This window comes from bacterium (assembly GCA_020444065.1).
Taxonomy (GTDB): Bacteria; Sumerlaeota; Sumerlaeia; order SLMS01; family JAHLLQ01; genus JAHLLQ01.
This window is the reverse complement of record JAHLLQ010000001.1, coordinates 452,204-478,875: the sequence shown is the minus strand read 5'-3', so window position 1 is coordinate 478,875 and position 26,672 is coordinate 452,204. Positions and strand designations below refer to the sequence as shown.

The 26,672-nt window shown below is 58.8% G+C and carries 20 protein-coding genes; 8 read left to right on the top strand and 12 right to left on the bottom strand.

Features of this window, described 5'->3' with window-relative positions; all coding sequences use genetic code 11:
* Nucleotides 1-13 precede the first annotated feature (13 nt).
* Nucleotides 14-430, top strand: a complete 417-nt coding sequence (locus tag KQI84_01825; GenBank protein MCB2153598.1) for a PEGA domain-containing protein — start codon at nt 14-16, stop codon at nt 428-430.
* Nucleotides 431-514: 84 nt separating this feature from the next.
* Here KQI84_01825 and KQI84_01820 read toward each other — a convergent pair whose 3' ends face one another.
* The 5 genes from KQI84_01820 to KQI84_01800 form a co-directional block, all read right to left on the bottom strand.
* Complete coding sequence (locus tag KQI84_01820) at nt 515-1,369, bottom strand: LEA type 2 family protein (protein MCB2153597.1); 855 nt, start codon at nt 1,367-1,369, stop codon at nt 515-517.
* A gap of 101 nt (nt 1,370-1,470) precedes the next feature.
* Entirely contained in the window at nt 1,471-2,178 is a 708-nt protein-coding gene (locus KQI84_01815) for a TVP38/TMEM64 family protein (protein ID MCB2153596.1), read from the bottom strand.
* Between the two features lie 132 nt (nt 2,179-2,310).
* Nucleotides 2,311-2,493: a PLD nuclease N-terminal domain-containing protein gene (locus KQI84_01810; protein ID MCB2153595.1), complete on the bottom strand. Its 183-nt coding sequence runs from the start codon at nt 2,491-2,493 to the stop codon at nt 2,311-2,313.
* 85 nt (nt 2,494-2,578) lie between these two features.
* Complete coding sequence (locus KQI84_01805; GenBank protein ID MCB2153594.1) at nt 2,579-2,779, bottom strand: YtxH domain-containing protein; 201 nt, start codon at nt 2,777-2,779, stop codon at nt 2,579-2,581.
* Between the two features lie 329 nt (nt 2,780-3,108).
* Entirely contained in the window at nt 3,109-7,119 is a 4,011-nt protein-coding gene (locus KQI84_01800; GenBank protein MCB2153593.1) for a S8 family serine peptidase, read from the bottom strand.
* A 427-nt stretch (nt 7,120-7,546) separates the two neighbouring features.
* Between KQI84_01800 and tig the strand changes: the two genes are divergently transcribed.
* From tig to KQI84_01775, 5 genes are all read left to right on the top strand, one after another.
* Nucleotides 7,547-8,983 (top strand): trigger factor, encoded by a 1,437-nt coding sequence (gene tig, locus KQI84_01795; GenBank protein ID MCB2153592.1) that lies wholly within the window; start codon nt 7,547-7,549, stop codon nt 8,981-8,983.
* On the top strand, nt 8,983-9,696 hold the full coding sequence (locus tag KQI84_01790) for an ATP-dependent Clp protease proteolytic subunit (protein MCB2153591.1): 714 nt from the start codon (nt 8,983-8,985) through the stop codon (nt 9,694-9,696). Before tig ends, KQI84_01790 begins: the two co-directional genes overlap by 1 nt.
* A gap of 18 nt (nt 9,697-9,714) precedes the next feature.
* Complete coding sequence (clpP, locus tag KQI84_01785; protein MCB2153590.1) at nt 9,715-10,338, top strand: ATP-dependent Clp endopeptidase proteolytic subunit ClpP; 624 nt, start codon at nt 9,715-9,717, stop codon at nt 10,336-10,338.
* A gap of 360 nt (nt 10,339-10,698) precedes the next feature.
* A complete protein-coding gene (locus KQI84_01780) occupies nt 10,699-11,892 on the top strand; it encodes a hypothetical protein (GenBank protein ID MCB2153589.1) in 1,194 nt (397 codons plus the stop codon).
* A gap of 197 nt (nt 11,893-12,089) precedes the next feature.
* Nucleotides 12,090-13,193 (top strand): type IV pilus twitching motility protein PilT, encoded by a 1,104-nt coding sequence (locus tag KQI84_01775; protein ID MCB2153588.1) that lies wholly within the window; start codon nt 12,090-12,092, stop codon nt 13,191-13,193.
* A gap of 10 nt (nt 13,194-13,203) precedes the next feature.
* Here KQI84_01775 and KQI84_01770 read toward each other — a convergent pair whose 3' ends face one another.
* From KQI84_01770 to KQI84_01740, 7 genes are all read right to left on the bottom strand, one after another.
* Entirely contained in the window at nt 13,204-13,947 is a 744-nt protein-coding gene (locus KQI84_01770; GenBank protein ID MCB2153587.1) for an ROK family protein, read from the bottom strand.
* Between the two features lie 49 nt (nt 13,948-13,996).
* Complete coding sequence (locus KQI84_01765) at nt 13,997-15,265, bottom strand: response regulator (protein ID MCB2153586.1); 1,269 nt, start codon at nt 15,263-15,265, stop codon at nt 13,997-13,999.
* 2 nt (nt 15,266-15,267) lie between these two features.
* Nucleotides 15,268-17,379 carry a hypothetical protein gene (locus tag KQI84_01760; protein MCB2153585.1) on the bottom strand — a complete coding sequence of 704 codons (2,112 nt, stop codon included), beginning with the start codon at nt 17,377-17,379 and terminating at the stop codon, nt 15,268-15,270.
* Nucleotides 17,380-17,432: 53 nt separating this feature from the next.
* Nucleotides 17,433-18,005, bottom strand: a complete 573-nt coding sequence (locus KQI84_01755; GenBank protein ID MCB2153584.1) for a hypothetical protein — start codon at nt 18,003-18,005, stop codon at nt 17,433-17,435.
* An 87-nt stretch (nt 18,006-18,092) separates the two neighbouring features.
* Nucleotides 18,093-18,797 carry an outer membrane lipoprotein carrier protein LolA gene (locus KQI84_01750; GenBank protein ID MCB2153583.1) on the bottom strand — a complete coding sequence of 235 codons (705 nt, stop codon included), beginning with the start codon at nt 18,795-18,797 and terminating at the stop codon, nt 18,093-18,095.
* 92 nt (nt 18,798-18,889) lie between these two features.
* Nucleotides 18,890-21,544, bottom strand: coding sequence for a hypothetical protein (locus tag KQI84_01745; protein ID MCB2153582.1), 2,655 nt, complete (start codon nt 21,542-21,544; stop codon nt 18,890-18,892).
* 83 nt (nt 21,545-21,627) lie between these two features.
* The gene (locus tag KQI84_01740) at nt 21,628-22,764 is read right to left on the bottom strand and encodes a glycosyltransferase family 4 protein (protein MCB2153581.1); all 1,137 of its coding nucleotides are present in this window, start codon (nt 22,762-22,764) and stop codon (nt 21,628-21,630) included.
* Between the two features lie 190 nt (nt 22,765-22,954).
* Here KQI84_01740 and KQI84_01735 point away from each other — a divergent pair, with 190 nt between their 5' ends.
* Entirely contained in the window at nt 22,955-24,706 is a 1,752-nt protein-coding gene (locus tag KQI84_01735; GenBank protein MCB2153580.1) for a glycosyltransferase family 39 protein, read from the top strand.
* A 125-nt stretch (nt 24,707-24,831) separates the two neighbouring features.
* Entirely contained in the window at nt 24,832-26,664 is a 1,833-nt protein-coding gene (locus KQI84_01730; GenBank protein ID MCB2153579.1) for a PQQ-dependent sugar dehydrogenase, read from the top strand.
* Nucleotides 26,665-26,672: the final 8 nt, after the last annotated feature.

Sequence of the window (26,672 nt, the reverse complement as noted above, 5' to 3'; positions counted from 1 at the left end):
TGGAGGGGATACAATGAACTCAGTAGCGACACCCAGGGGCCGGTCTCCATTCTATCGAATCGTTTCCAGTATCGTGCTGGTCACGTTTACGACGTACATGGCTGGCTGCTCGTTCTTCGTCTCCGGACAACAGAACATCAGCGTCACATCCGATCCGGACAATGCGAAGGTCATCATCAACGGCAACTTCGCCGGCACGACTCCCTTGATGTATTCGATCGACCGCAAGAACGAATCGATGATCAGCGTTTCCAAAGATGGCTATCGTTCCATCAATCGCCCGACATCCCGCAAGCTCAGCACCACGGGCATCCTGGATGTCATCGGCGGCTGCATCTTCCTGCTTCCGTTCCTCGGCCTGATCAGCTCCGGCGCCTGGGAGCAAGAGCCGGCACACATCGGCGTCTCGCTCATGCCGAATGAAGAGTGACCTGCCCAGACATCCCTGATTAAAACAAGAACGGCCGGCCCTCATCGCGAGGGCCGGCCGTTTTGTCTCATCTCTTGTTGAATCTTACCGGGTCAGAGGAACCTTTCCGGACTTCTGATAATCCGTCGACAGCGGACCATAGTCGGTCAGCAGATCCATCTTGCCATCGATCGAGTACGATGCCGAGTCGCCCTTGATCATGTTGAATGCCGCCGTGCCCAACTGGATCGGTTTGATGCTGATCGGAATCTCCAGTTCAGCAGCCTTGCCCGGCTCCATCGCGATTGCCTTCTTCAGTTCGCCCGTAGCCAGCGATACATCGCCAAGGTTCAGGTCGTAGCTCAGCGCATTCAGCGTCGCGGCGAACTGGTTCATGTTCTCGACCTTCAGTTTCGCAACCGCCTTCGCATCGGTCAGCGAAAGCGTTTCCCAATTGATACCGCTCACTTCGACTTTCGGGATCGCCGGGATCGGAATCGAGCCCGAGTGTGCCAGCGGAATGGTCATCTCTTCGCCTGCGACCTTGAACTTCAGGGCCATGTTCGCGTTGTAGGGGAAGGCCTCGCCGGGCTTGATCGTCTTCAACGTCTTCAGCACATCGTCGTACTTCAGTTCCAAGGGAATCCCCAGCGTCTCAGAAGCCTGCGACGGGATTGACTTATCGTAGGTCGTCTCGCCATTGGCGAAAGTCGAACCGTTGGATTCCAGGGCATAGGTGAGTCCGGAAATCGGGAGTTCGAAGGAGTAGGGGTTGTTCACATCGACATCGAAATTCAGCGTCGAGGAATCGAGGCCCATATCCTGAATGTTGGCACTCTTGACGTGGGCGGTCGGTTTGAACGAGACGTCGTTCCAGGCTTTCTGGACGGCTTCGCAGCCAGCCAGCGTGATCAGCAACAAGCTTGCGATAGCGGCCATGGCCGCAAAGCGGTGTTTCATGTCAGGGTCTCCGAATTTGGAATAACGTACCTCCATAGAATTCCCTGAGGGCGTTTGCCCTCAATCCTTTTCCGTGGTCGGCAGGGGAGAATCGGGAAGGCTCAGACTAACTCGTCGCGGGCGGCAGCGAGGCGGCGCTTCAGGAAGAAGCCTGCGGACAGGATCAGCAGCCCGAATGCGCCCAGCGACCAGATCATCGCGCTCGAAAGATGCCCAGTCTCGAATGCCTCAGAAATGGCTGTACCAACACCGGCATAGAAAGCCGCCCCGGGAATCGTCAGAAGAAGCGAGAAGATGAAGTACGAACGGAACCGCATTCTCGTCAGCCCCAATCCGTAATTGAGCAGTGTCACCGGGAAGACGGGAGCGATTCGAAGGATCGCCACGACGATGAAATCGCGCTGAGCGGCGAGTCGTTCCAAACGTTCGATGACAGGGTACTTCTCTGCAAGACGGAGGAAGAAGTCCTGTCCGAACTGGCGGCCGAGAAAGAACGTCATCGACGACCCACAACTCGCCCCGGCGAGCGAATACAGCGCGCCAAACCACGGCCCAAACAGCACACCCGATAAGATGGCCATCGGGATGGAAGGCATCGTCGTCAGCGTCCATGTTGCGTAGATGCCAACGAATAGCAGCGGGCCCCAGTGCCCGAACTGGCCGACGAATTCCTGGATCTCGCCGATCCACTCTTCAATCGGGAAAAGGAAGGTCGCGGCGCACAAAAGCACCGCCACCAGCGCCCCAACGGCCAGTCTCCATTGCTTCTTTGGTTGTTTGCCGGGGTCCGGAGTTGAGCCTGTCTGCATTTGATATTGTTCAGCTTAGGGTCTCTTCGGGGAGGACCTCAACCCCGATGACTCCAAGCGTCCACAGACCTTGGCTCATTGGCAAAGGGATTTTCTTCTTCTGCGATTAGGAATTCGTGAGCGCGGAGAGGCTCAGCCAGGCTGCCGCCCCACAAGATAGTAGGCGCCCATCCCGATGCATGGGAAGATCAGGATGGCCAGCATCCATAGAACCTTGGACAGGACGGATCTTCTGGGATTACTCAAGCAGTCGACGATCGCGACCACATCGAGCACAAGGATCAGCAGTCCAACTAGGGAATATCCATAATCCATCGATCATCTCCTTTCCACATCCAGACGAACGAGACCAGCGGGGAACGCACCGAGTGCGGTGCGCCTCGCCGACCGTTTCAGAAGGTCAGTCCGTCGCATCTTCGATTTCATCGCCGGCATCCTCGATTGCGTCTCCGGCATCTTCCCAGGCGTCTTCCGCGCGATCGCCTGCTTCGTCCGCGGCATCTTCTACCTTGTCGGATGCATCATCGAAATCCTTTTCGTTTCCGGCGCAGCCCGTCAGCACAATCGGAGTCGCACTCGTCAGGAGTGCGATAAACAAGATTCCAGAGTATCTTTGAAGAGTGGCTTGCACACGCATATTCAGTCTCCTTTGCAGGGGATTCGTCAGGCTTTCCTCATTCTTGCCTGAGTACCTCGTGGTTGATACATGCGTTGAGAGGAGCAACGGAGATGCCAGGGGGCCGCCCCATTCTCTACGAGGCGGCCCCGATCATGAGTGATCTCAGTCGTCTGCGTCCCCATATTTCAGGGGAGTCTTCCTGGCATCGTCGAGCCCAACCGTATCATGTTGCACGGCGGCACCGACGAATTGTCGCACCTGTCGGTCTTACGACCGCGATCTTAGAGTCCCAGCCAGAACATCGATTCAACTCACCAAAGCATCCACGCATCTGCGTCGGTTGCCATCCTATCGCCGATCACTACCGGAATGCGGAGGATTTCGGAGATGTTGCTTGGTCCGACGAGGATCATGCCTTCGTATTCACCTTCCAATGGCTTGGACCAATTGACCGTGAACTCGACCGGCGTGCCGGCCGTCACTGGACCAGAAGGAGGCGTAGGAATTGTCAGTCCGGAACCGTAGATTCCTTCGATATCGATATCGAACAATTGCGACCCGCCCGGGACAGACCAACCGTGCACAACAACGAAGTACTTCCCATCCGGCAACTGCGCCTGCTTTAGCTCGACCGTTTCATTCGAAGTCGACGTCGTCGACGATCCGAGCAGTGAATCCGATCCGCAATTGAACGTCCCGTCGCCATTATCACGATAGACAAACAAGTCGATATCCATGCTCGCACTGGTGCTCGTGACGACCTTCAAATAGGCGCCGTTGGCCATGTCCAGTGAGTACGTCCAGCTCGCGGTGCAGACGTTGTTGGGATCGTCTTGGTCGATTGTCTGATCGGTCAGATGGACCGGCTGACTTAGGCCAAAGGCCGATACGGACAAACCCTGCGGGATGTCTCGTGTACTCGTGATGCTCTGCGTCCAACTGCCCGTGCTGCCAGTGCCGGTCGCAGGATAAGGATCGAATGAAATGGCATACGTGCTGCCGACGAGCGGTTCGGCGATCTTCGCGCCGCTACTCGATACGTTGTGCAGGCTCAGGAAATGATAACCTGGCTCTGCGATCGCGCCGATTGCCTCCGTCGGTCCGCCGGTTGCCGTTTCAACGGCAAAGAGTCCACCGCCCAAGTTCAGGTTTGCACTGCCCGCAATCTGCTCCTGTCCGTAAGGACCGAAGAAGGCCTGATTCGCGTCGGAAAACTCATCCAAATGTGGCCCATAAAGCCACGAGTCCACATCCGTCGGCAGTGCATCCCAGTTCGTCTCCACGAGTATCTGTGTCCCGGCTTTTGTATCGCCCGGAACGACGAATGGGAAGAGACGCCAGTCGCCACTTTCGTAGCGCCAGGACCAATCGAAACCTCCCATCACATGACCATTGTCGTAGGGATATTCTCCGGCAGGTTCGACCAGCGAGGCAGCACCGAAATCGAATGCCACGTCGTTGGCCGCAACCTGCGAAACAATCGGAACTGTCTGCGTCCCCACTTTCAGAATGCCCTGATAGACGCCGGGGCGAGTGTTGGCGGGAACAGACAATGTGGCGGTGAAACTCGAGGCGCCATCTGCGGGAACGGAGACGGAACTCTCCGACAGAGTGATCCAATCCCACGCAGTGCGTTTGAAGTACGTGATGCGAATTTGAACCGACATCGCATTCGTCCCCGTGCGACGCTGCAGGCCCAAGAAGACTCCATCCTTCGCACGACTCAAGACATCGCGTCCGGCAGAGGCCTCCAGGTATGTCCCGGAGACGTAGCCGACACTGATCGGTGTGTATTCCTGGATTCCATCGCCATCGATATCGATTTCTGAAGACTGCACCATACCGTCGACGTTTGTGTCGGTCCAGAGATTCGTATCTCCGTTTCGATCCGACCAATCGTACAGCCAGACACGCCAACGGCTATCGATATTGTAATCATTGCCTGCGTCGAACTCCGAGAACGGGAAGACGGCCTGGACGCGTACAAGATCCGGATCGTACAACGCAATATCGTCGGTCAATTCGCGAAGGTAGGTGGGGATGATGAAGTCCGGCGGATCGCCCGAAGGGAGATTTACCGTGAAGTTCTCCTGATAGACGCGCTTCAAGTGTTCCGCCGACACCGGGAAGTCTGTTTTCGATCCGCTCGGATTGGTGACATCGAACGTCTCCTGCGTCGAATCGCCAGCAAAGACGACGTTGGGGAAACTCGGATAGGTCATGCCGTCGAAATCGCCTGCTCGCCATTCCGAAGGCGTCACTGCCGACGAATCTCCGGCAGCAATGTCAGTTGAAAGATCCGCATCCACATCACCGGCGCCCATTGTCAGCGGATCGTAGCCCAGGTCTCGCGCGCCGTTCTGCAGCAGTTCCTTTGCCTCTTCCCACGTTGGGAAGCGGCCGTGCTTCTCTGCAAATGCCTCGTGCACAAGGGCCAGCACACCACAAGCGATCGGGCTCGCCATCGACGTTCCACCGAACGCGCGATAGGCCGCTTCGCCATTGCCGATGACGTTGAGCGGATACGCGCCGGTTCCCCAGGCGCCAACGGCAGTAATCGAGACGCCCATCTCGCCGCCCATGCCCGGGCCACGATTGGACCATGGTTGCACGGCCCCCCATGTAATCTGCTCTGGGGTCACGAATCCGTAGTTCGTCATCGAGCCATAGTTCGTGCTCGCGCCGACACCGATGATCGAACCGCCACTTGGCGTTGCGACCGTGCCGTATCCATGTCCGCCATTTCCTGTCGAAGCCAGAAACGCCGTGTTCGGCGCAACGCCGGCATTGATGGCATGCACGAATCGCGACTCGTAATCCCAGCCATCTTCGATGACAGAACTTGAGCCGAACGAGTTGTTGACGATGTTTGCCTCATCGCCCGTCTGCGGCTGGCCGTCAAAACCGAGGGAAGCCAACGTCCACGCATCGTACGTCAGGTGAAGCCCGTGCTCGAAGGCCGCCAGTTTCGCGTCCGGCGCCATTCCCGTCATGACAGGATCCCCAACGCCACTAGCATCGGCACCGCCGGCCAGCAACGGGTTCGTCAACCCCTTGAGATTAGGATCCGTAATGACGCCCTGCGCAGCCACGTCGCTTGCGACACCGGTGCCGTGTGTGTCGCTGTCGCTGACAAAAGCCACCAGCGTGCCCGCGTCGGGAACGGATGCAAAATCCGGATAGAGAGTTCCCATGCCAGGGGGTGTGTTCACTCCATCTGAAATCCAAGTCAACATGCCCGCAGAAATATCCCACGTCCCATCCGTTCCCGCCGTGCCGGACGCGTCCACCAAGTCGGCTCCGGCCAACTCATCGCCCTTTCGCATCGGCTTCTCGTCGAGCATCGACCCGTCTCCGTCCAGGTCCACGTAAACGGTATCGTAGACTCCCGACTCTCCTTCATCGATCAGAACGAAGAAGGAGGGGATGCCGGAGCCGGCGATATAACCTGTTCCGAGATAACTCTGTATGTTGATCAGTGAGGGATCCGGATGCACCCCGTAGCGGTACTCACCACTCATCGAAGTGGCCGGCCAGGTGATGCTCTTCGTCACCTCAGTCCCATTCGAGTCGCGAGTGGTCAAGTCTGCCGTGCAGGTGCCGCCGTCGCAGACCGGGTTGGTTACGGCCACAGTCTCAGCATAAGCTGAGTACCCGGTCATGTTCCAGAAGTTACTCGGCGTGACCACGTAGGTCGTATTCAGTGCATAATAGTATCCTGAGAGAGTATCGTACGCGAACGGCCATCCTGCATACGGTCCGCTTTGGATCCGCGCCTGAGTACCATTGAGGTCCGGATGTCCGAAATCCACCCCGGTATCGACGATCGCGACCACGACGCCTTCGCCCGTGTAGCCCTTGGCCCAGGCGGCAGGAGCCTTGTGGATGTCCGCGACCTTTCGTGTTCGAGCGGCGGGGGAGAGAAGCCTCTTTGGCGGCACAATCGTCCGAGCCTCGGCGGCACTGTCGCGCTCCGGATCCGGAGGCGCCGTGGCTGGCTGATAGGTCTCTGAGGACACGATATTCCGAACTTCCGGACGCTCTGCCGCTCGGGCCAGCGACGCCGGCGAGGACTTGCAGACGATCCACCGGATCGGCCCCACTTGGCGGGAGATCACCGCATTTTCTACCAGAGCGGCGATCGGTGCCGGATCGGCATCTCGATCGATGACGATCGTGGCGAGCACAGCCTCGGAGTCCTTCGTTTGAATCGCCGCACGGAGATCGGGACTCAGTTTGCTGACCGTTCCGGCCTTGCCAGGAGCAGCCGGCAGTAGCGTGGCGCTGGAAACAGCCAGCGCAATCAAGAGGTGTCGAATCATTATCTGTTCAGCCCCCAGTATTCCCATCAAATGAGGATGTGTGGGATCGCCAGAGTGACAATCCACTGCCCCCAGGATCGACTGTTCCAGGGCATCGGGTCAACAGCTTCAGACAATCCCGTGGAGCGTGTCGGAATGATCCGCCCACTCCAGAGAGCGCTTCTCGCCGTTTTCCGCATTTCATCGCGCCTTTTCGGGCGCTTTTTGCTTGATGGGCAAGGGGGGGGATCGCTAATCCTCCCGCCCCTGCTTGATGCGCGGCAGTTGGGGCTCCGATTGGCGGCGACTGTATTCGCCTGCAATCGCGCAGTGGTTTCGCTCCGTTTCCCAGTCCGAAGATGGCGCGAAATACGCTTACGAATTGCCCCCAATGGTGCCGGCTCCAGGCCCAAAACACGCAGATGAACACCACAACGAGGAGACCGACGTGGCGGAAAACAAAGAAACTTCGACAAACGCCGAGGCCCAAGCGACCGAAGGCGAGGCCTTGACCTCTGTTATCGAAAAGAAGAATGAGCAGATCCCCCACGAGGTGCTCAGCGCCGAAGCCATCGAGGGCTCCCAGGTGCGGGTTCAGGTCAAGATTCCGGCAGACACCTTCAAGGGCCAGGTCGACGAGGTCCTCGCCGAGTACAAGCGCTACGCCAACATCCCCGGCTTCCGCCGCGGCAAGGCTCCCGTCGCTCTGATTCGCAGTCACTACGGCCGTCCGGCCCGTGACGAAGCCGTTCGCAAGATGGTTCCGCGTCTGGCCGAGTTGATTGGCGAAGAGAAGGGCTACGAAGTTCTGGCCCAGCCCGGGTTCGAAGGTTGGGAAGAGGGCGAGGACAAGAGCGCCGTCGCCAAGATCGTCCTCGAGATTCGTCCTGAGATCAAAGTCGAGGACGAGACGCTCGCCGGCATCGAAGTCGAAGTCACCGAGCAGCCCGTCGATAACGAGCGCGTCGAGAAGGAAATCGAAGCCCTCCGTGCCCAGAACGCGACCTACGAAGCGGCCGACGATGCCGCCTTCGAAGAGAACGACGCCCTGAGCTACGATCTCGTCGTCACCGATCCGGACAGCGGCGATCGGATTTCCGATATGTGCCGAGACAATGATTACTCCCAGAACCTGAAGCAGGACATGCCCGAAGGCGTCCTGGCGGCCCTGGCCGGCAAGAAGAAGGGCGATACCGCCGAGGCCGACATCGAGCAGGCGCACGGCGATCATTCGCACAAGTACCACTACGCGATCACGATTCACGAAGTGAAGAAGCGCATCCAGCCCGAACTCGATGACGAGTTTGCCAAGGACGTTTCCGACAAGTTCGAGACGTTCGCCGACCTGAAGGCTGAGATCCGCAAGGAACTGGAGCGGGTCGAGGACGATCGCAAGCGCCAGGAAACCCTGACCGAGATCCACCACGTGCTGCGCGATCGCGTGGACTTCGACATTCCGCCGAGCCTCGTCGAGCACAAGGCCCACCAGTCGCTGGAACAGACCGAAGACCGCCTGAACCAGATGGGAATCAGCCTGCGTCAGTTCGGCCGCGATATGCTGACGAACTTCGTCAACAAGGCTCGTACGGAAGCCCGCAGCGACGTGAAGACGATGCTGATTGTCGACCAGATCGGCCGTCACCTGAACGTTGAAGTCAGCGACGAGGATCTGGACAAGGAAATCGAACGCATCGCCGAAGCCCAGGGCCGCAAGCCCCTGTCCGTTCGTGCTCAGCTCGAGGCCAAGAAGGCCCTTGAGGAGTTGCGCGCCAACGTTCGCATGCGTAAGATCAACGACATGCTGATTGAAAAGGCGGCCGTCAAGGTCGTCGAGAAAAAGGAAGAAGCCGCCGGTGAAGCGGCCGGCGAGGAAGGCAGCGAGTAATGTTCACGCCTCAGGACTTGCCACCGGCAGTCCGCCAGGCGATCGAGGCAACGGCGACGCCCCACAAGGGCGTCCGCCGGCCTGTCGCCCACGACGAGGATGAAGTCTACTACATCCCCGTTCCGCGCGTCTTCGAACAGACCGAGCGCGGCGAGCGCGTTTTCGATCTGTACTCCCGACTGCTGGTCGATCGAATCATCCTGATCAACCGCGAGTTCGACGATCGGCTCTCCAACCTGGTTTGCGCGCAATTGCTCTTCCTGCAAAGCCAGGACCCCGACAAGCCCATCAGCATCTACATCAACTCGCCCGGCGGATCGATCACGTCAGGCCTAGCGATCTACGACACGATGCAACTGGTCAAGCCGCAGGTCTCCACAACGGTGATCGGCGAGGCAGCCAGCATGGGCGCCGTGATTCTACTGGCCGGGGCAGACGGACAGCGTTTCGCCCTCCCGAATTCCCGGATCATGATTCACCAGCCCAGCGGCGGTGCCCGCGGCGTTTCCCTCGATATCGAAATCCAGACCCAGGAGCTGATTCGCCTGCGCGAGCGGCTCTACCAGATCATGGCGGATCACACCGGCAAGTCCGTCGAGCAGATCGAGCGCGACTGCCGGCGCGACAACTTCATGGGACCGGAAGAAGCGCTGGAGTACGGCATCATCGACCAGATCGTAGTCAGCAAAAAGCAACTCGAGCAGAAGAAATAGGACAGGAAGGAAGCGATAATGGACGTCCCCTTCGTATTGGAGCAGACCGAGCGCGGCGAACGCTCGATGGATATTTTCTCCCGGCTCCTGATGGACCGCATCATCTTCATTGGCACCCCGATCAACGACACGGTGGCCAGCCTTGTGACGGCCCAGCTCCTCTTCCTGGAAAGCCAGGATCCGGACAAAGACATCAACATGTACATCAACTCGCCCGGCGGCAGCGTCACGGCCGGCCTGGCGATCTACGACACCATGCAGTTTGTGAAGCCGGACATCGCAACGACATGCGTTGGCCAGGCCGCCAGCATGGGCGCCGTTCTGCTCGCTGCAGGCACCGACGGAAAGCGTTTCGCCCTTCCGAATGCCCGCGTCATGATCCATCAACCCCTTGGCGGCATGCAGGGCCAGGCCAGCGACATTGAGATCCAGGCCAAGGAAATGTTGCGGATAAGGGATCGCCTGAATGAGATCCTCTCGAGCCATACCGGTCGGAGCATGGACCAGATCCGCGAGGATACCGATCGCGACAAATTCCTCTCCGCGGCCGAAGCGGTCCAATACAAGCTCATCGACCAGGTTATCGAGTCCAAGGGGCCGGTTGCCGAGAAGACGGCCAAGGGCAAGGACAAGAAGAAGTAATTCCCAGTCCTGCAATTTCAAGAACGCAACTCGGGCCGGCTCAATGCCGGCCCGTTCTCATATCCGGATGACCGAATCTATCATCGGGTTTTACACGACTTCTTGTTGCCCCTTCTACCTGTGAAACGTACCGTGAGACTGTCCTAGCCGAGAAAATCACTTGGCAGGATAGTGGAAACGGTCCAAACTTCACCAGTCCTCGGGCGGGTCTGTTAGAATGAACGGACCGGGATGTGTACTCCAGCGTCGGAATTGGCTGGACACCTTCCAAATGCAAACCTAGTGTTTAGAGCGATGCGCCGACCTCAGGGAACAGAACAAAGAGGCGCAACAATCAGCTTAATGAAGGAGTTTGGGAGCATGCGGCGTCGACAACGAAATCCGATCTTCATCCTCCTCTGCCTGTTGGCACTGATTCCAACGGCAATGATGGCAGCGCCGCAGGCCGAGGCACTGCCGCTTGTCCACACGCCAATCGGCGTCTTGTTCCGCGTCAAAGCGCCTGATGCCCAGTCTGTCTACCTAGCCGGAACATTCAACGGCTGGGCCGGATCCGACGGCTACACCGTCACCGACCCGTCGGCCCGTATGTACGGACCTGATGACAACGGCGTGTACGAAATCTTCTACCCCCTGACCCCCGGGACGCACATCTTCAAGTATTGCGTCAACGGAGCTCCCGACGGCTGGATGCCCGGACCATCCGATCTTCCGCGTGCCAAGGATGACTTCGACAACACGCCCGGACAGGCGGGCCTGATGGGTTCCTCGTTTGAGTTCTCCCTGACGGAGCCCCCCTGGCCGCCCAAGATCCCCAACCAGTTGATGCGTCCCGTCGTGCTGGTCAAGAATACCGACGGCCAGCCCTATCTCCGCGTTCGGTTCTTCAGTCGCCAGGCCAAGTCCGTCCATGCTGTCGGCTCCTGGGATGGCTGGACCGGCATCAGCGATCGCGCGGTCTTTGACGACTATCACAAGCTCAGTGTCACGAATGTTCCGCACGTGTGGGAAGGCTATCTTGGCCCCCTGACCGAAGGCACCTTGGAGTTCAAGCTTGTCGTCAACAATCGCCAGTGGCTTTCCGACCCATCGGTGCTTCAGGTCAGCCAGGACGGTAACTCCGTCATCCAGATCTTCCAGCGCAACGGCCAGTGGTACGCAGGCTACACGCCGCGCTTCCCCGACGGCGCTCAGCGTCAGGCCGAGGAGAACCGCTGGGGCAACGCCCTGAAGTGGCACATCGAACGTGAAGATACCTTCAAGATGGCAGCAGACTCTAATACTCCGCTGCTGTGGGTGATCACTCTGCCGGGCTCGAAGTACAGCCAGGAACTGATGGAACAGATCAACACCGACCCGGCGCTCGTGACGGAACTGAAGAACCGCTTCATTTGCCTGGAGACGCCGGCTAACGAAGTGCAGCACATCCTGCGCAAGTACCGAATTTTCCGCGTTCCGTATGTGGCCGTGTTCGATTCCAACATGACGCCGACATGGCGCGGGTTCAATCCGAGCACCAGTTTTTTGCGCCAGGAGCTCGAGAAGGTCAAGTAGGTGACTTGCCCGATGACTGTCCGTACCCCCAGGCAGAAGCCTGGGGGTACTTGCTTTGAATCGATCTTTCGAATGGCGGAATTTCTTCCGACTCCGCCCGAAAGGCGGCTTGCTTTCCCCACGGAATTTGGACAATCTCGACCAAGATCATACCGTGTGGCACAAACGGCAGTGCGCGCGAAGGAGTATTTGTCATCATGATGGATATGAATGAAATGCTGAAGATCATCGTCGAGCGCGACGGATCCGACTTGCACTTGCAGGTCGGCAAGAGCCCCGTCATGCGCGTGAGTGGCATTCTCGACGTGGTCGATCCGGACGTCTTGACGCCTGAGGACACGGAGCGGCTCATGCGTGAAATCACGCCGCCCCGCTATCAGCAGATGCTCCAGGAGCACGGCTCCGCCGACTTCGCGTACTCTTACTCCGAACAGGCTCGTTTCCGCGTCGCCTGTCTGCGCGCCCGCGGTAATCTTGGCATCGTCATGCGACTCATCCCGTCCCGCCTGTTGCCATTCGATGTTCTCGGTCTTCCCAAAGCATCCATCATCGAGCTGCTCCACGCACACCGCGGTCTCTGTATTGTGACGGGCCCGACGGGTTCCGGTAAGACGACGACGCTCGCCACGATGATCGACTACATCAACGTCAACCGATACGCGCACATCATCACGGTTGAGGACCCGATCGAATACACGCACCCACACAAGAAATCGATCGTGACACAACGTGAAGTTCACGTGGATACGCCCTCATTCGCTTACGCTCTTCGTGGCGCCCTCCGTCAGGACCCGGATGTGATTCTCGTCGGCGAAATGCGAGACTTGGAAACGATGGAAGCCGCCTTGACCGCTGCTGAAACGGGCCACTTGGTTTTCGGTACGCTTCACACGATTAGCGCCTCCGCCACCATCGATCGTATCATCGACGCCTTCCCGGCCAACCAGCAGGAGCAGATCCGTTCCGTGCTCGCGATCGCTCTCCGCACGATCATTGCGCAGACGCTTCTTCCCCACGCTTCGGGCAAGGGCCGTCTCGCCGCTTACGAGATTCTGCACAATACGCCGGCCGTGCAGAACCTGATCCGCGAAGCCAAGACGAACCGCATCATCTCGACCATCCAGACTTCAAAGAAGCAAGGCATGGTCACGATGGACGAGTTCCTGCTCAGGCTGTATCATGAAAACAAGATTACCGGTGAAGTGGCACTCACCCGCGCGCACTTCGCAGAAGAACTTCGCGTGAAGATGATGTCCGCTCCACCGCCGAGTGCAGAAGAGGAAGAAGAGCCGGTGATCTGAGGCGGGGAGCCTACTTCACAAGCCGCCGTTCAGCCATTAACGCAGCTCCGATGATGCCCGCTAGATTCTTGAGCTTTGCGGGCATGCAGGGCACGCGCGTCTTCAGGTGAGGCGACCACTTGTCGTACTTCTTCACCGCGCCACCACCGAACATGAAGAGATCCGGCCAGAACAGACGATCCAGTTCATTCAAGTACTGACTCAAGTTCTTCGCCCAGGACTCCCAGTCCATATCATTGCGTTTCTTCGCAGCCTCCGATGCGATCGCTTCGGCTTCGACCTTCCCGAGCATCAAATGGCCTAGCTCCGTGTTAGGGACGAGTTGACCCTGATTGAGAAGCGCCGTGCCGATCCCGGTTCCGAGGGTCAGAAAGAAAACCACTCCCGACCCACCGTCGGGAGCTCCAAATGCAACTTCTGCGATTCCCGCCACATCGGCGTCGTTCGCAACGGCAACCGGGCAACCTGTGCGCTTTCCCAGCAGTTTCTCCGCATTCAGCCCAATCCACGATTTATCGATATTGGCTGCCGTAGAGATCACGCCATCTTTGACGACTGCCGGAAAGCCGCACCCAATTGGGCCGGACCAGTTGAAGTTCTCCGCGACCTTGCCCGCTGTCTCAACGACCGCTTCGGGCGTTGCCGGCTGGGGGGTCTTCAGGCGAAAGCGTTCCGATTTCATTTCGCCGGACTTCGTATCGATTACGGCGCCCTTGATGCCGCTCCCTCCGATGTCCAAGCCGAGGATTTCCATTGGTATCGGTTCCTATTCCTGGAATGGGATTCGTCGAATCCGATGTACTTCACCCTAACCGGGAGATTTCGCGCAAGCATTGGATGGCAGTTTCGCGAATCTTCGAAATCTTCTCCATCTCGCTGATCTCGGGATGGATGTACGGATTGCGATAGTGCTGGAGCGAGACCAGCAAGTGCGCAAACCGAATGATCTCGTTCTCCGACTCGAACCCGCGCAGATTCATCGGATTGTTGATCTTGATCGTCTCGCGCAACGTCTTGATCGAGTACTCTCGTCCAAAGCACAACACCATGATCCCAAGTGCCTTCAGGCCGTCGGGCTTGTAGCGCGACTCGTGCTCGAGGATCCGCTGGAAGACCTGGCGGACGTTGTCGATCGTGAAATCAAACGCCACTTGCTGCTGCAGCCGCGCGAGATGTTGATGGTAGAATAGGTCGAGCTGGCCTGTCTTCTTGTCGATCAACTTGCGGATCAGCCGAACCGAGTCGCTATTTGACAGGAACTTGTGTAAACGCTTGCGCAGACGGCTCTTTGCTTCGTTTTCCACCGCAAAGCAGAACGAAAAACCGATATTGCGAGAGAAGTCCGCCTGTCCCTGCACGTGGTCTCCGCCCTGGCGATGGAAGAAGTACTCCGCCGTGCAAAGCTCCTTTCGCGAATCCGCCGAAAACGATTGGAACCCGGGGATCAATTCCTCGAGTCGCTGCTCTGCTTCTTCCAGTTCTGCGCGATCGGCCTCCTCGACTTCTTTCTCCATGGACAGGCGAACTTCCGTCTCGGTTGCTTGAAGCAAAGCGTCGTACGCCTCGCCACGGACGCTGGCGTGGAGCTTCGGATTGCCAATGATCTGCCGCAAGCGATCGATTCGATCCTGCGAGACCTCGCCCTCTGGTCCGCCGGAGAGCTGCTGCACTTCATCGCGAACGTTTCGGTTGAGTTCACCGACTTGGCTGGCCTCTTCGATGGTTCGATAGAGGCTTTCAATCTCCTCATCAATGCGGGCCTTGCTGATCACGGAATGAGCGCCAAGTCGCGAGGCTTCTGCACCCTCTTCAAACGTACCGACTGCGCTGATCATCACGATAGGTACCAGCGGCTCCACCTGTTTGATCGATCGAATCAAGTCAAGGCCCTCTGTCGGCGAACCCATACTCAGATCCGTAACGACCACATCCGGCCGAGATTCCTGGTAGACGCCGATCGCCTGCTCTGCGTTTTCCGCTTCGACAACGTCGTAGTTCTGCAACATCATGTTGCGTTTGAATGCGTTGCGATACATCGCGTTGTCATCCACGATCAGTACTTTTACCGGCATGCTCAGCCTCCGGATTGCGCGTTGGTCTCGTTCGATTCGCGGCTGCCGTTACTTTCGGCACCTTCCGCAGGTTCCAGCGGAAGGATAATGCTGAAGGACGCTCCGCCCGCAGAGCGATTGCGTGGCATGATCTGGCCCTGGTGGAAATCGCGCACGATCTGCTGTACCCAATTCAACCCGAGGCCCTCGCCTGAGTTCTTCTCCTTCGTGGTGAAGCCCAATCGGAAGATCTCATCGATCTCTTCCGGCTTCAGCAGATGCCCATCATGGCCACGAATGCCGTCGCCGTTATCTTCCACCAGAACTTCCTGCGTCTGTTGACGCTCTCCCCGTCGAGTGCGCAGCCAGATTTCCCCGCGCGGTTTCTCTGCTGCCGTCGATCGCTTGATCGAATCGGCCGCATTACTCAGGATATTGAAGAGTGCAAGCCGCAGCAGCCGCGGTTCCACTTCCAGCGGTTGCAAGTTTTCGTCCAACTCCAGGTGCAAATCGATGCTCGGCGAAATCGACAGCGAAAACAGCTCGCTGACGTCGTGTACGAGCTCGCTCAGGCTGACCTTTTCGAATTTTGGCCGGGACAGATACGTGAAAGAACGATAGAGATTCACGATCTCTTGAAGGAAGCGCGTGTTGTTCAGCAGCGCTTGCAGCGATTCGCCAAAGATCTGCTGCTTCACAGGGGCGTCGCGAATCTCCTGCGGGGGCATTTCCAGGAATCGCTTCACGGTCATCAACTCGAGCTTGCTTGTCGCAATGATGTTTGTGAGATCGTGCCCGAGGTTGCGCGAGAGCGAAATGTTCGCTTTGCTCTTCTCCTGCAGAATCATCCGGCGCTGCTCGGAAATCGTCCGCATCGCGAAACGGATTTCCTGGGCGATGTTCTGATAGAGTTCCTGCCACCAGCCCGCGATGATGCGCCGCCCGCCGGATGCATGCGCTACGAAGAGCGTCACCGTCGAGTCACTCGTCTCCAAGTGCTCAACAAACCACGATTGAGCAGCGTCGTTATCGTCGAAGAACTCCCGCACGCACGCGGACCACGCATCCGGATGTTCGTCCGGCGGTTCCGAAGCAAGGGCGTGTGCCAGCATCATCTGAAAGCCGGAGTCTGGTTTCGCATCATCGGCGACAGAGTAATATCCCTCAGACACCCAACGATCCTCATCCGGTGAGTGGCGGTAGGTCCAGATCTCCACGCAATCCAGGTGGAACAGTCGATCGATCAGCGGGGGAGCGAGCCGCAGCAAGGGCTGGTGATCCAGCAAGCCCTCGCGCGACACAAACTCGCGAAGTCCCGTCGAGAAGAGCGACAACGTCGCATCCCGCGCCAGATTGTTATAATATCTCTCCAGCAGCGTCCGGGGCCGCGGAATCACTGGAGCACCGACTTCCGCTCCCTTGTCGAGCGCCTTGATCACGCGCCGCACCGGCAGTAGAAGTCCCCACAGCAGTGCCGCATAGAAGCAGGCCAGCCCGACGCCGACCGCTGCGATGCGGAAACGCCACTCACGCGTCAGGGATTCGATTTCCGGCACGCCAAGCGGCGATGTGTAGTACAACTCCGTCGTCCCGACGTTTTGGTTTCCGGAGCGCGAATCGCTCACCAAACGCTTCAACCACTGGCGCGTGAAGAGTGAGTTGCTCCAGTTGTTCTGCTTCTCGATCCGATCGTAGTCTGAAGTCTCCGCAACGACTTCCCCATTTCGGTCCTTCACAACGACCCGATAGGCCATCGGGTTGTTTTCCAGGAGCACCACCATCTGATCTTCGATGCGATGGAGCAACTCCAGGCGCTGCTCCTCGATGCGGGGATTGGGGTGGGGTTGCGCTGTGTAGGTTAGAAGGAATGACTTCGTCAGTTCTGAGAGTTGATCCCGGGAACCGTCGCCCAGCAGGCGGTTGAGACGAATCTCATCGGCGACCAGTTGTTCCTTTGCCTGTCCGTAGTACACGCGGTCCATCTGGCTGAATACCATCACCGCGACTGACACGAAGATGATGGCAGACAGGATGATCAGAAGATTGCGACGAAGAAACTGGCGAATGGCCAGCGAACGGGGCGGCAGATTGGGCAGGTCGCGCTTGTGGAGGATCGATAGGTCGATTTCCGGCACGGGCCTACCTCACTTGCGTGGGAATTCGAAGGAAAGTCGCGAGTCGCTCGACCTCACGGGCTCAACGGCGACGGAACCAGGTACTCTTCGGCGGAATACTCGCCGGTGATGACTTCGCGAACGATCAGGCGAGCAAAATCACGCAGCACGCGTTCTTTCCCGACCGGCTCCGGCTCGTAGCTTACGCGGCGTTTGTCGCTATTGAAGCCCCCGTATGCAATAACCTGACGCGCACCGCCGATGACAGGCATTCCCGGGACATTGCGCTTCACTTCGACCGTTGCCGTAATTGTGTACTGCGTTGACTCGGGCAAATCGTCCGAATCCAGGTAGGGGCTCTCCTCGACGAAATCATCGATGGTCACGTCGATGATTGCATCCGCCTTCTCCGGGCGAACCAGGTCCAGGCGCCCGTCCGCGAGAAATTCTTCCTGGGTGTAGACCGTGGCGTCCTCTTCGATCTGCGGCTCTGCAGAGCGATTGATGAACATCGGCACGGACACCGAGCGAATCGACGGGGGCAGTGTGCGCTGGCGCGGAATCCGGGTACACCCGGTCATCATTGCTGCGGCCAGTACGGTCAGGATTGCCATCGTCAGCAGGGTACGGAGCGAGTGCCGTTTCATCGGGAAAAATCCTCGGTTTTCGAGAGAGTCATCACGTTCTCCGAGGCCTTTGTCGCGGGTTTAGCGGACTGGTGCCAGCGAAATCTCTCAATACGTGATCACTTCCACGTCGTCACCCCAGTCCGGCTCATAAGTCTCCGGCGGGATCTTCGCGTTGAACTTCACCTCTTGGAGGGTCACCGTGACCGTGTCCTGCTCTTCCTCGAGGAAGATCTCCTTCGGCTCCAGCTTCTTCCGATCGAACGTTACTGTGATGCGCTGGTAACCCATTGTCCGCTCCACATCGCGCGAGACAAAGGCGATGCTGACGAGATTCTCGTCCTCCGGCTGCTTTTCGGCCATCCGGACATTGAAGACATCCAGAATACGCTCTGTCTCTACGCCGAATCCTACCAGCAACTGGTTGATCGGGGCGGAATCTTCATTCTCGACCGGGTACTTCTCGACCTGCTGCAGGCTGGGCGTGTAGCTCAGAATCGCGTCTTTGAACATGTAGAAGCGAATCTCGGATGGCTCGAAGTAGTCCGCCCGGAAGTGATTCGGCTTGGTGTACCAGAATTCGCCGTTGCTCTCCACCTCTTCCATGAACATCGGGTTGACCCGAAGCTGATGGAACTTCCCCCACAGCGTCTCGATATCCTTATTCTTGGCCTCGATCTGCTTCAGGAACTCGACGGCGTCATTGCCCTTCGGGGCCGGGGTCGGCTCCGGCGTCGCCTCATCTTGCGCCAGAATCGGAACTAAGAAGAGTAAAGTCAGTGCTGTACAAAAAACCAGAGAGAGTCTGCGCATACCTGTTTATCCTTAGTCTTATCCCGTGCGCTACGGCCCCAGCGTCCACAAACTCCGTGCCGTGCTCAACCATTTCGACACGACGGCCGCGCTTAAAGTTCCTTCACCGTCTTCAATAAGACCTGTGGATGGACAGGACGTTTGGCCAACTCGTCGAATTCCGGCATCTGAACAATCCACCCGTCCGGGTCTGCCGACACGGAAATTGGCCGATCCCGCGTCACGAAGGTGATGGAAACCTCCTCGCCGGCCGTAACGTCGAATTCGCGCCGAATCTCGTCCGACTCGGTACTCAGGACAACCGGCACCGGCATACGGCCATCGCCTTCGTTCTTCAAGACCACCCGCGTCGTGTATTCCAGCTCCCGAGTCTCCGGATTCTCAGCCAGGATCACCTGCGCTTTGCTCAGATCATACTGCGGCACGACGCCGTCTCGCAGCCACTGGTCGAAGAACCAGCCTAAGTCCTTCCCGGCCGTCGCCTCGGCGGTCTGCTTTACTGCCGCCAGCGTCAGGATCTTCGCGCGATTCTGATCGATCAGCGTCCGAAGGAACTGCGCGTACTCATCGTCGCCAAGGACGCCACGCAGCATGTGATGGAAGGCCAGTCGCCGCTCCTGCGGGACAGGGACCAGATTCGGTGGGCGATCCGACTTCAACATCGGCCCGCGGAAACCCGGTTCCTGCTGCGGCGTCAGATCGAAGGGGAATCGCCCTTCTCTGTGCTGCCAGTCCCACGGTACGAAGATGAAATCGCGACCCATCCGCGTCATCAGTCGTGTCTGGCCGCGGTTGAACGCCAGGCCGTCGAGGTACTCAATCCACGCATCCCGGAGCAACTCCGGGTGCTCGAATCCGGCGAAGCTGCCAGCGAACATCCGAGTCACGGCGCCGAAATGCAGCCGTGCGAACGCCTCGTCGAACTGCCCCGCCGTGGGATTCTCGTAGTCGCTGTAGTCCTCCAGCACTTCATTCAGCCGATCCAACTCGGCGGAGCTGATCGCCATCGGATCGCGCGGATTCGCCTGGGGGACTTCGTAATAGACCAGCGGTGCCGGGGGTTGTCCAAATGCCCGCCGCAGGCGATCGAATCGTCTCGCATAGGCTACTTCCAGGCCCTCGGCCAGTTCCTTGTGTTCGGGGAAGACCACGAATTGAACATCCAGCGACCCCTCAGCCGCGCGGACGGTTACCAGTTCCGCGGCGAACAACCCACGCGGCACATCTGCCGCACGCGACTCGACCGTCTGTCGGCCGTTTTGCCGGAAGGTGACTGCTGCGCCAGCGAACCATCGCCGCGGTTCCACATCCGGCAGCGCGATCTCGAACGGCGTTCCTTGCTCGGTGATGTTGAAATTCTCGAACGCATAATCGATGGCGGCACCTTCGCCATACCAGTAGGGGAGGGACTGGAACGAGGCGAACACCGGATGGCGCGTGCGCTCCCAGAGGCGAAGTGCAGAAGGCTTGGGCTTCAGCTGGAATGTGACTTCCGTGCCCGAATCCGGAGACAGTGGGGGATCGAAACGAAGCGCGTACGCGTACATCTTCGGCGACGTTGCCGTCGGAACGACTTGTACCTCGCCGCCATCGCGGTCGATGCCGACAAGATCCACCGTTGGCCCGAACGTGACAGCCGCGAGGACCTGGGGCTGATCGTGCAGGGCGTTCAAGGTCAGGCTGACGCTGTACGGCTCGGCCGGGTTGTCGGGAATATCAATATCCCGGCGCATGATTCGGGGCGGCAGGAGCTGCCCGCGGGTGGCTGCAGAAGGCTGCGTCAGGAGCGTCCAATCCGGATCGAACTCCGGAACCGGCCGCATGGTCGCATAAGTCGCAACGGCCAACAGACCCGCCAGAATGAGCACGAACGCACCCGCGAGGCTCGGCAGTGGCGCCCTGAAACAGCGTCCAACGAAGCCTAACGCACGCCGCGCCGATGGTAGGAACGAGCCCTTTGGTGGATCGAGGCGACGCAACGGCGTTGCTGGGCGAACCCGGCGGACCGTCAGAACTGCCAGACCCAGGAACAACCCTGCGGCGAGGAGGCAAACTACGGCATCTTGGATCAGCAGCGAAGACGGGACGAGCAGCCCGAGACTTCGAGACGCTGTCGTGAGGATTTCCTCCGGGTGTGACAGCATAAGCCGGTGCCAGACGACTGGAACCAGCAGGATTCCGCCCGTAATCAGCGCCGCCCCATCGTTTGGCAGGAATGACCGCATGAACACGCCTGCAGATGCACCAGCAAGGATCAAGGGCGCCAAGACGCAGGCAAATAGGACCAAAGAGGGTTCCACCAGCAGCTTCCCATGATCGTTGAAGGGAGAGGCGAACGGGAAGATGGTGACGACGGCGGCGGGAATTAGCAGAGCAGCCGCGACGGCCAGACACCGCGCCGCTTGAACCGATAGGCCCGGCAGCGGTCGCGCGTCGAAAGCTCTCCGTGCGAAGTGCCGATCGAGTTGGCCGACCAGGTCGACGCCCAGAACCAGAGCCGCGGTCGTGAAGAAGATGGAGAACGCTCGGATGCCAATCTCACCACCGGGAAATGCCACTGCGGCGCCGGGTCCAAACGACATCCCGGAATCCATTATGTAGGCGCCAATCAGCGACACCAGCAGCGCTGCCCGCCACCGCCACGCCCGAATCAGCCGTAGCCAACACAGCTTCCACAGCCCCGCAAACGGGAAGATCGCCCGTCGCAGCGGGCTGGACTCGGGAACTTGGCTGTCCGGCGTCTGCATGAACCGATTGTCCTCAACACCTTGTACGCGCCGTGCGAGGAAACCTTGAGAGTTGATTTCGGCTGATTTCTGGCGGCGGCCCGTCAGATTAACAAGTTGTAAATATCACGAATTCGCTCGGCCGTGTCCATCCAGTCGAACCCCGTAATTCGCTCGTGCCCGGCGGAAACCAGATCCGCCCGGAGTCCCTGATCCGTCAGCAGCCGCGCCATGCCGTCGGCGATGTCGTCCAGATCGTCCGGATCGACCAGCAGCGCCGCCTCTCCTGCGACTTCGGGCAAGGAGCCGCTCCGGCCCGCCAGCACCGGAACGCCGGCGGCCATCGCTTCCAGAATGGGGAAGCCGAACCCCTCGAACTTCGTCGCGAAGGCCAGGGCCTGCGATCCGGCCAGGAGCGCGCGCTGTTCTGACTGCTCCACTTGGTCGAGGACAATCACGTCGTCCTTGATCCCCTTTTGGCGCACCGTGCGCTCGATATCGCGGAAGAAGCGATCGCGTTTCAGAATCAGTGCAAACTGCAGGTCTGCAAACTGACCATCCTCCTGTCGTTTCAGCCGCGCGAACGCCTTTAGCATCGCCGGAATGTTCTTGTTCGGACGCGTCGAACCGTAATAGAGGAGGTAGCGTTCCTTCAGGTGGAACTTGCCGCGGATCGCCTCGATCTGGCCTTCCGACGGTGGCTCCTGCTTCGACTTATCGAGCCCGGGATGGATGACGATCAGCTTCGACACGGCCCCGGGGAACAGTCGCGCCACATCGTCCCGCGTGCTGTAGCTATCGCAGATGATCCACTTCGCCTTCGACAGCGTATTCGGATAAGCCCAGCGGTAGAACATATTGTACGCCCACTGGATGTAGCGCGGCCGGCGGCTGGAGAAGTGCGGGTCGATCAGCGGCTGCACATCGTGGATCGTAACGATCAGCGCGCCGTTGTAGAAGACGGGCGCAATTGGGTATAGCGCGTGGACCACGTCCGGCTGCATGTCGCTTAGCAAGTCCTGGTAGCGGAAGTAGCTGGCAGTGCTGACCGGCCGGGCTCGGTAGGAGAGCAGTTCGAAGTTCTCGCCCAGCGTCATACTCTCCCGGAATCCGGGCCGCACGACCACCTGGTATTCGTTTTCCTCGTCCACACGCGCCAGATGCTCCACCAGCAGGCGACTATAGGTCGCAATGCCGGAGAACGTTCCATCCAGATATCGCGCGTCGATTAGAATCCGCATACCGATCCCCATGGGGCCCGAGGGCCCAAACTGGATTCGAGGCAAACACGACCACTGAATCGGCGGCAACTGAAGATGGCCCGAATCGCCTTTACGCCGTTCCAGGGCCTTGCGCATGGTTCGGCCGGAAAGCGGAACCGGACTTGCTCTGATCCGCACCTCTCCATCTGCCAGGTAGGACGCTCAGCCCATGAACCAGCATTTCAAGTCCCTCCTCCTCCTCGCCGTCGCCGGTTTGATCCTCTTCTTCATCGGATCGCCCTGGACGGGTTTCCAGGGTACCGACGAACTGCGCTACGGCCAGATCGCCAAGGAACTCGAGCCGGGGAGAGACCTGTTTCTGCTACACTTCAATGGCGAGCGTTACAGTGACAAGCCGCCGCTCTACTTCTGGACGGTGGGCCTGTCCTACGAAATCTTCGGTGGGGTCTCGGCATTTGCGCTACGTGTGCCGGGATCGCTTTCCGCAATCATGTGTGCGCTCCTTACTTATGGAATCGCGTGGTCGCTGTTCAAGCGGCGCGATGTTGCGATCCTCGCGGCGCTGACGCTGATGGTCATGGGGCGATTCGTCTGGATCGGCCGATGGGGTCGACTGGACATCATGATGTGCATGTTTGTCTATGCCGCCATGTTGTGCTTCGTCCGAATCTACTTCCACAAAGCCGGTGGCTGGGCGAAGTTCTGGTACTGGACATTCCTTGGGCTTGGATTCGCCATAAAGGGGCCCGCCGCCCTCGTTGCGGGAATCGGTGGCGTTGCAGTGTTCCTGCTGTGGCAGCGCGAATTCAAAGCCCGCGCTCGCGAACTGTGGAGTTGGAGCGGCTTCGCGGCGATGATCCTGGTAAATGCAGTCTGGATTCTGCCGATTGTGCTCTTGGGCGACTCCGCCTCCAGCCAGGACATGATCGTCGAGCAGAATCTCGGCCGAGTGATTCGTCCCGATCGCCACGTCGAACCGATCTGGTATTACCTCGAATCGACCTGGCACAACATCTTCCCGGCGACCCTATTTCTGATTGCCGGCGGAGTGTACTGGTTCCGTCGCCGCAAGACGGACGGCGGGCGTCCGTTCGGCGACTTCCATGCAGCCTGCCGATTCCTGATCGCATGGGCGCTGTTCACGTTCTTCTTCTTCTCGCTCTATCCGCCGAAGCGCCCGCAGTACCTCCTTCCAGGATTCGGAGGAGCGGCGATCTTCACCGCGTTCTTTGTCGACTTTCTCAGCAAACGCTACGAGGAGAAGCACGGCGACGCGATGCCGAACAGCAAGTACTACCTGCTGCCGGGCATTCTATCCATCATTCCGCCGATTCTTGTTGGCTTGGCGGTGATCTGGCACGAACAAATCTTCTCGCTCGCATCCCGTTTCATCTCAGCCGGCAGCGAGGCGGCTGAGAAACTCGCCGAGACGCAGGCCGAGTATGGCAGCGAAGCCCTGCACTTGCACATCGCCGTTCAGGTTGTCGGTACGCTGCTCGCGCTGGGGGCGGGAGCATTCATGGTTCGCCTGCTCCTGCGCCGCCGGATCGTTGCGGCGTACGGGACGCTCGTTGGAATCGTGTTTGCGGGCTACCTGGCGCTGTTTGGATGGATCATTCCGCCGACGCTGCAGGATGACGAAATTAAGGACGCCGACCACCGCGTCGCCGAATTCCTCAAAGAACAACCCGACCTGCGCGTAATCGTGTTCGGCGATGATAAGCCCTACTTCAATGTCTACGAGGAGTTCCTGATCACTTACTTCGACCGCCGCGAGGATGATGAGTTCGTCGCTTACATGGAGAAAGTGATGCCGCAGGAGCGACCGATCCTGCTGATCATTCGCCAGGATTACCTTGGCCGCATCGATGAGTTCGATCTCTCGCCGTTCGAGCCCACCGTCGACATGCCGATCCGTGGAGATACATTCACCTTCTACCGGCAACGCGCTCTGGACTGAGTGCTGCCCCGTGTCAAACGACACATCGCCGCTGGACCTTCTTCTTTAGAATGCGTGTGTCAGGCTGAAAGCGAAGAACCGGTTTTCGCCATGCCTGCGAAATCACGCATTCCGGAGGAACCTCCATGCATCACCACCGAATTGGATTGGGTATGTTCGCATTATGCCTGGGTCTCGCATCCAGCGCGTCGGCTGCATCCGATTATCAATGGACTTTCAATGACAATGGCTTCACGGACTACGTGTTGACCAGTGTGTCATCCGAGCAGGTCTTCAGCGGTACCCTGCCGGCCAACGACCCGACGATCAACCTGATCGTCGGAAAGCGCTATGAGGTCACGGTCGTCAACTACATGCCGCACCCTTTTGAGGTCCTGGCAATGGGCGATACGGCGGCAGGCGATACTGTGATTCTGTCCATGTCCGGCGGCGGAACGCTGCAGTCGGATGCAGCAATCAACTGGACCTACAATGGAGCCGGCGTGGCCGAATTCACCGTCACGTCTGCGCTTGTCACTGCAATGGAAGGCACGGCCAGTCAGTCGCCGGGCTACCGTTGCGAAATTCACGCGGCCGCCATGCGCGGGGACTTCGAGATCTTCGGTAACGGCTCGCCGATAGCCGATCCGATTCCCGAGGCAATCCCAATGGGCTCCGTCGCGATCGACCTTGAACCTGTGGCGACAGGACTTGCCTCTCCACTTGGAATGCTGGATCCAGGCGATGGAACCAATCGTGTCTTTGTGTACGATCAGGGAGGCACGGTAACGTTGATTCAGAACGGAACCCCCGCCGCCACGCCATTCCTGGATGTCAGCAATCGACTGATCGACCTTGGGATCGTGAATGGGGTCAATATCGGCTACGACGAGCGGGGCCTTCTCGGGATGGCCTTTCATCCGAACTTCTCATCGAACGGATTGGTCTATACGTACACCTCCGAACCGGTCGCCGGATCTGCGGATTTCAGCACCATCCCCGGTGGGGATTCTGCGAATCATCAATCCGTTATCGCTGAGTGGCAGGTCTCCGCGGGCGATGCCAACGTGATCGACGAAGGCACACGCCGCGAGATCCTTCGTGTCGACCAATCAGAGTTCAATCACAACGGCGGAGAGATCGCTTTTGGCCCGGATGGGATGCTCTACATTGCATTCGGCGACGGCGGGGGAGCGGACGATCAGGATGGAGGCAGCTCGCCGGGCGGCATTCTCACCACCGGCCACGGCGAAGGCGGCAACGGCAGCGACCCAAGCACCATCCTGGGCACGATTGTTCGCATCGATGTTGCCGGGAGCGACTCGGCGAATGGGCAGTATGGAATTCCCGGAGACAATCCGTTCGTTGGGCAGGCCGGAATGCTGGATGGAATCTACGCCTATGGCTTCCGGAATCCCTTCCGCTTCAGCTTCGATACGGCGAACGGAGACTTGTACGTCGCAGACGTCGGACAGAATCAGGTGGAGGAGATCGATCTGGTGACCGCCGGCGGCAACTACGGCTGGAGACTGAAAGAGGGCTCCTTCTATTTCGATCCCGCCGATGCATCCACGGCCGGCTTCGTGACGGATGTGCCCGCCGAACCGCTTCCTGCAGGCCTGATTGACCCCATCGCCGAGTACGACCACGACGAGGGAATTTCAATTATCGGCGGCTACGTCTACCGCGGAACAGATGTGCCGGATCTCGATGGAAAGTACATCTTCGGCGACTTCGGGACCTTCAGCACTCCCACCGGTCGGCTCTTCTATCTCGACACCGGAAACGAGATCAAAGAGCTGCAATTCAGCTCAACGCGTCGTGATATTGGAATCTGGATCAAGGGCATGGCGCAAGACAGCGCCGGCGAAGTCTATGTCCTGGGCTCCACCACACTTACTCCATTTGGCAGCACGGGCGTCGTTTACAAACTGGCGACTCCGGCCCCTGCTTCCGTAACGGGATGGATGGCTTACTGAGACCCCGG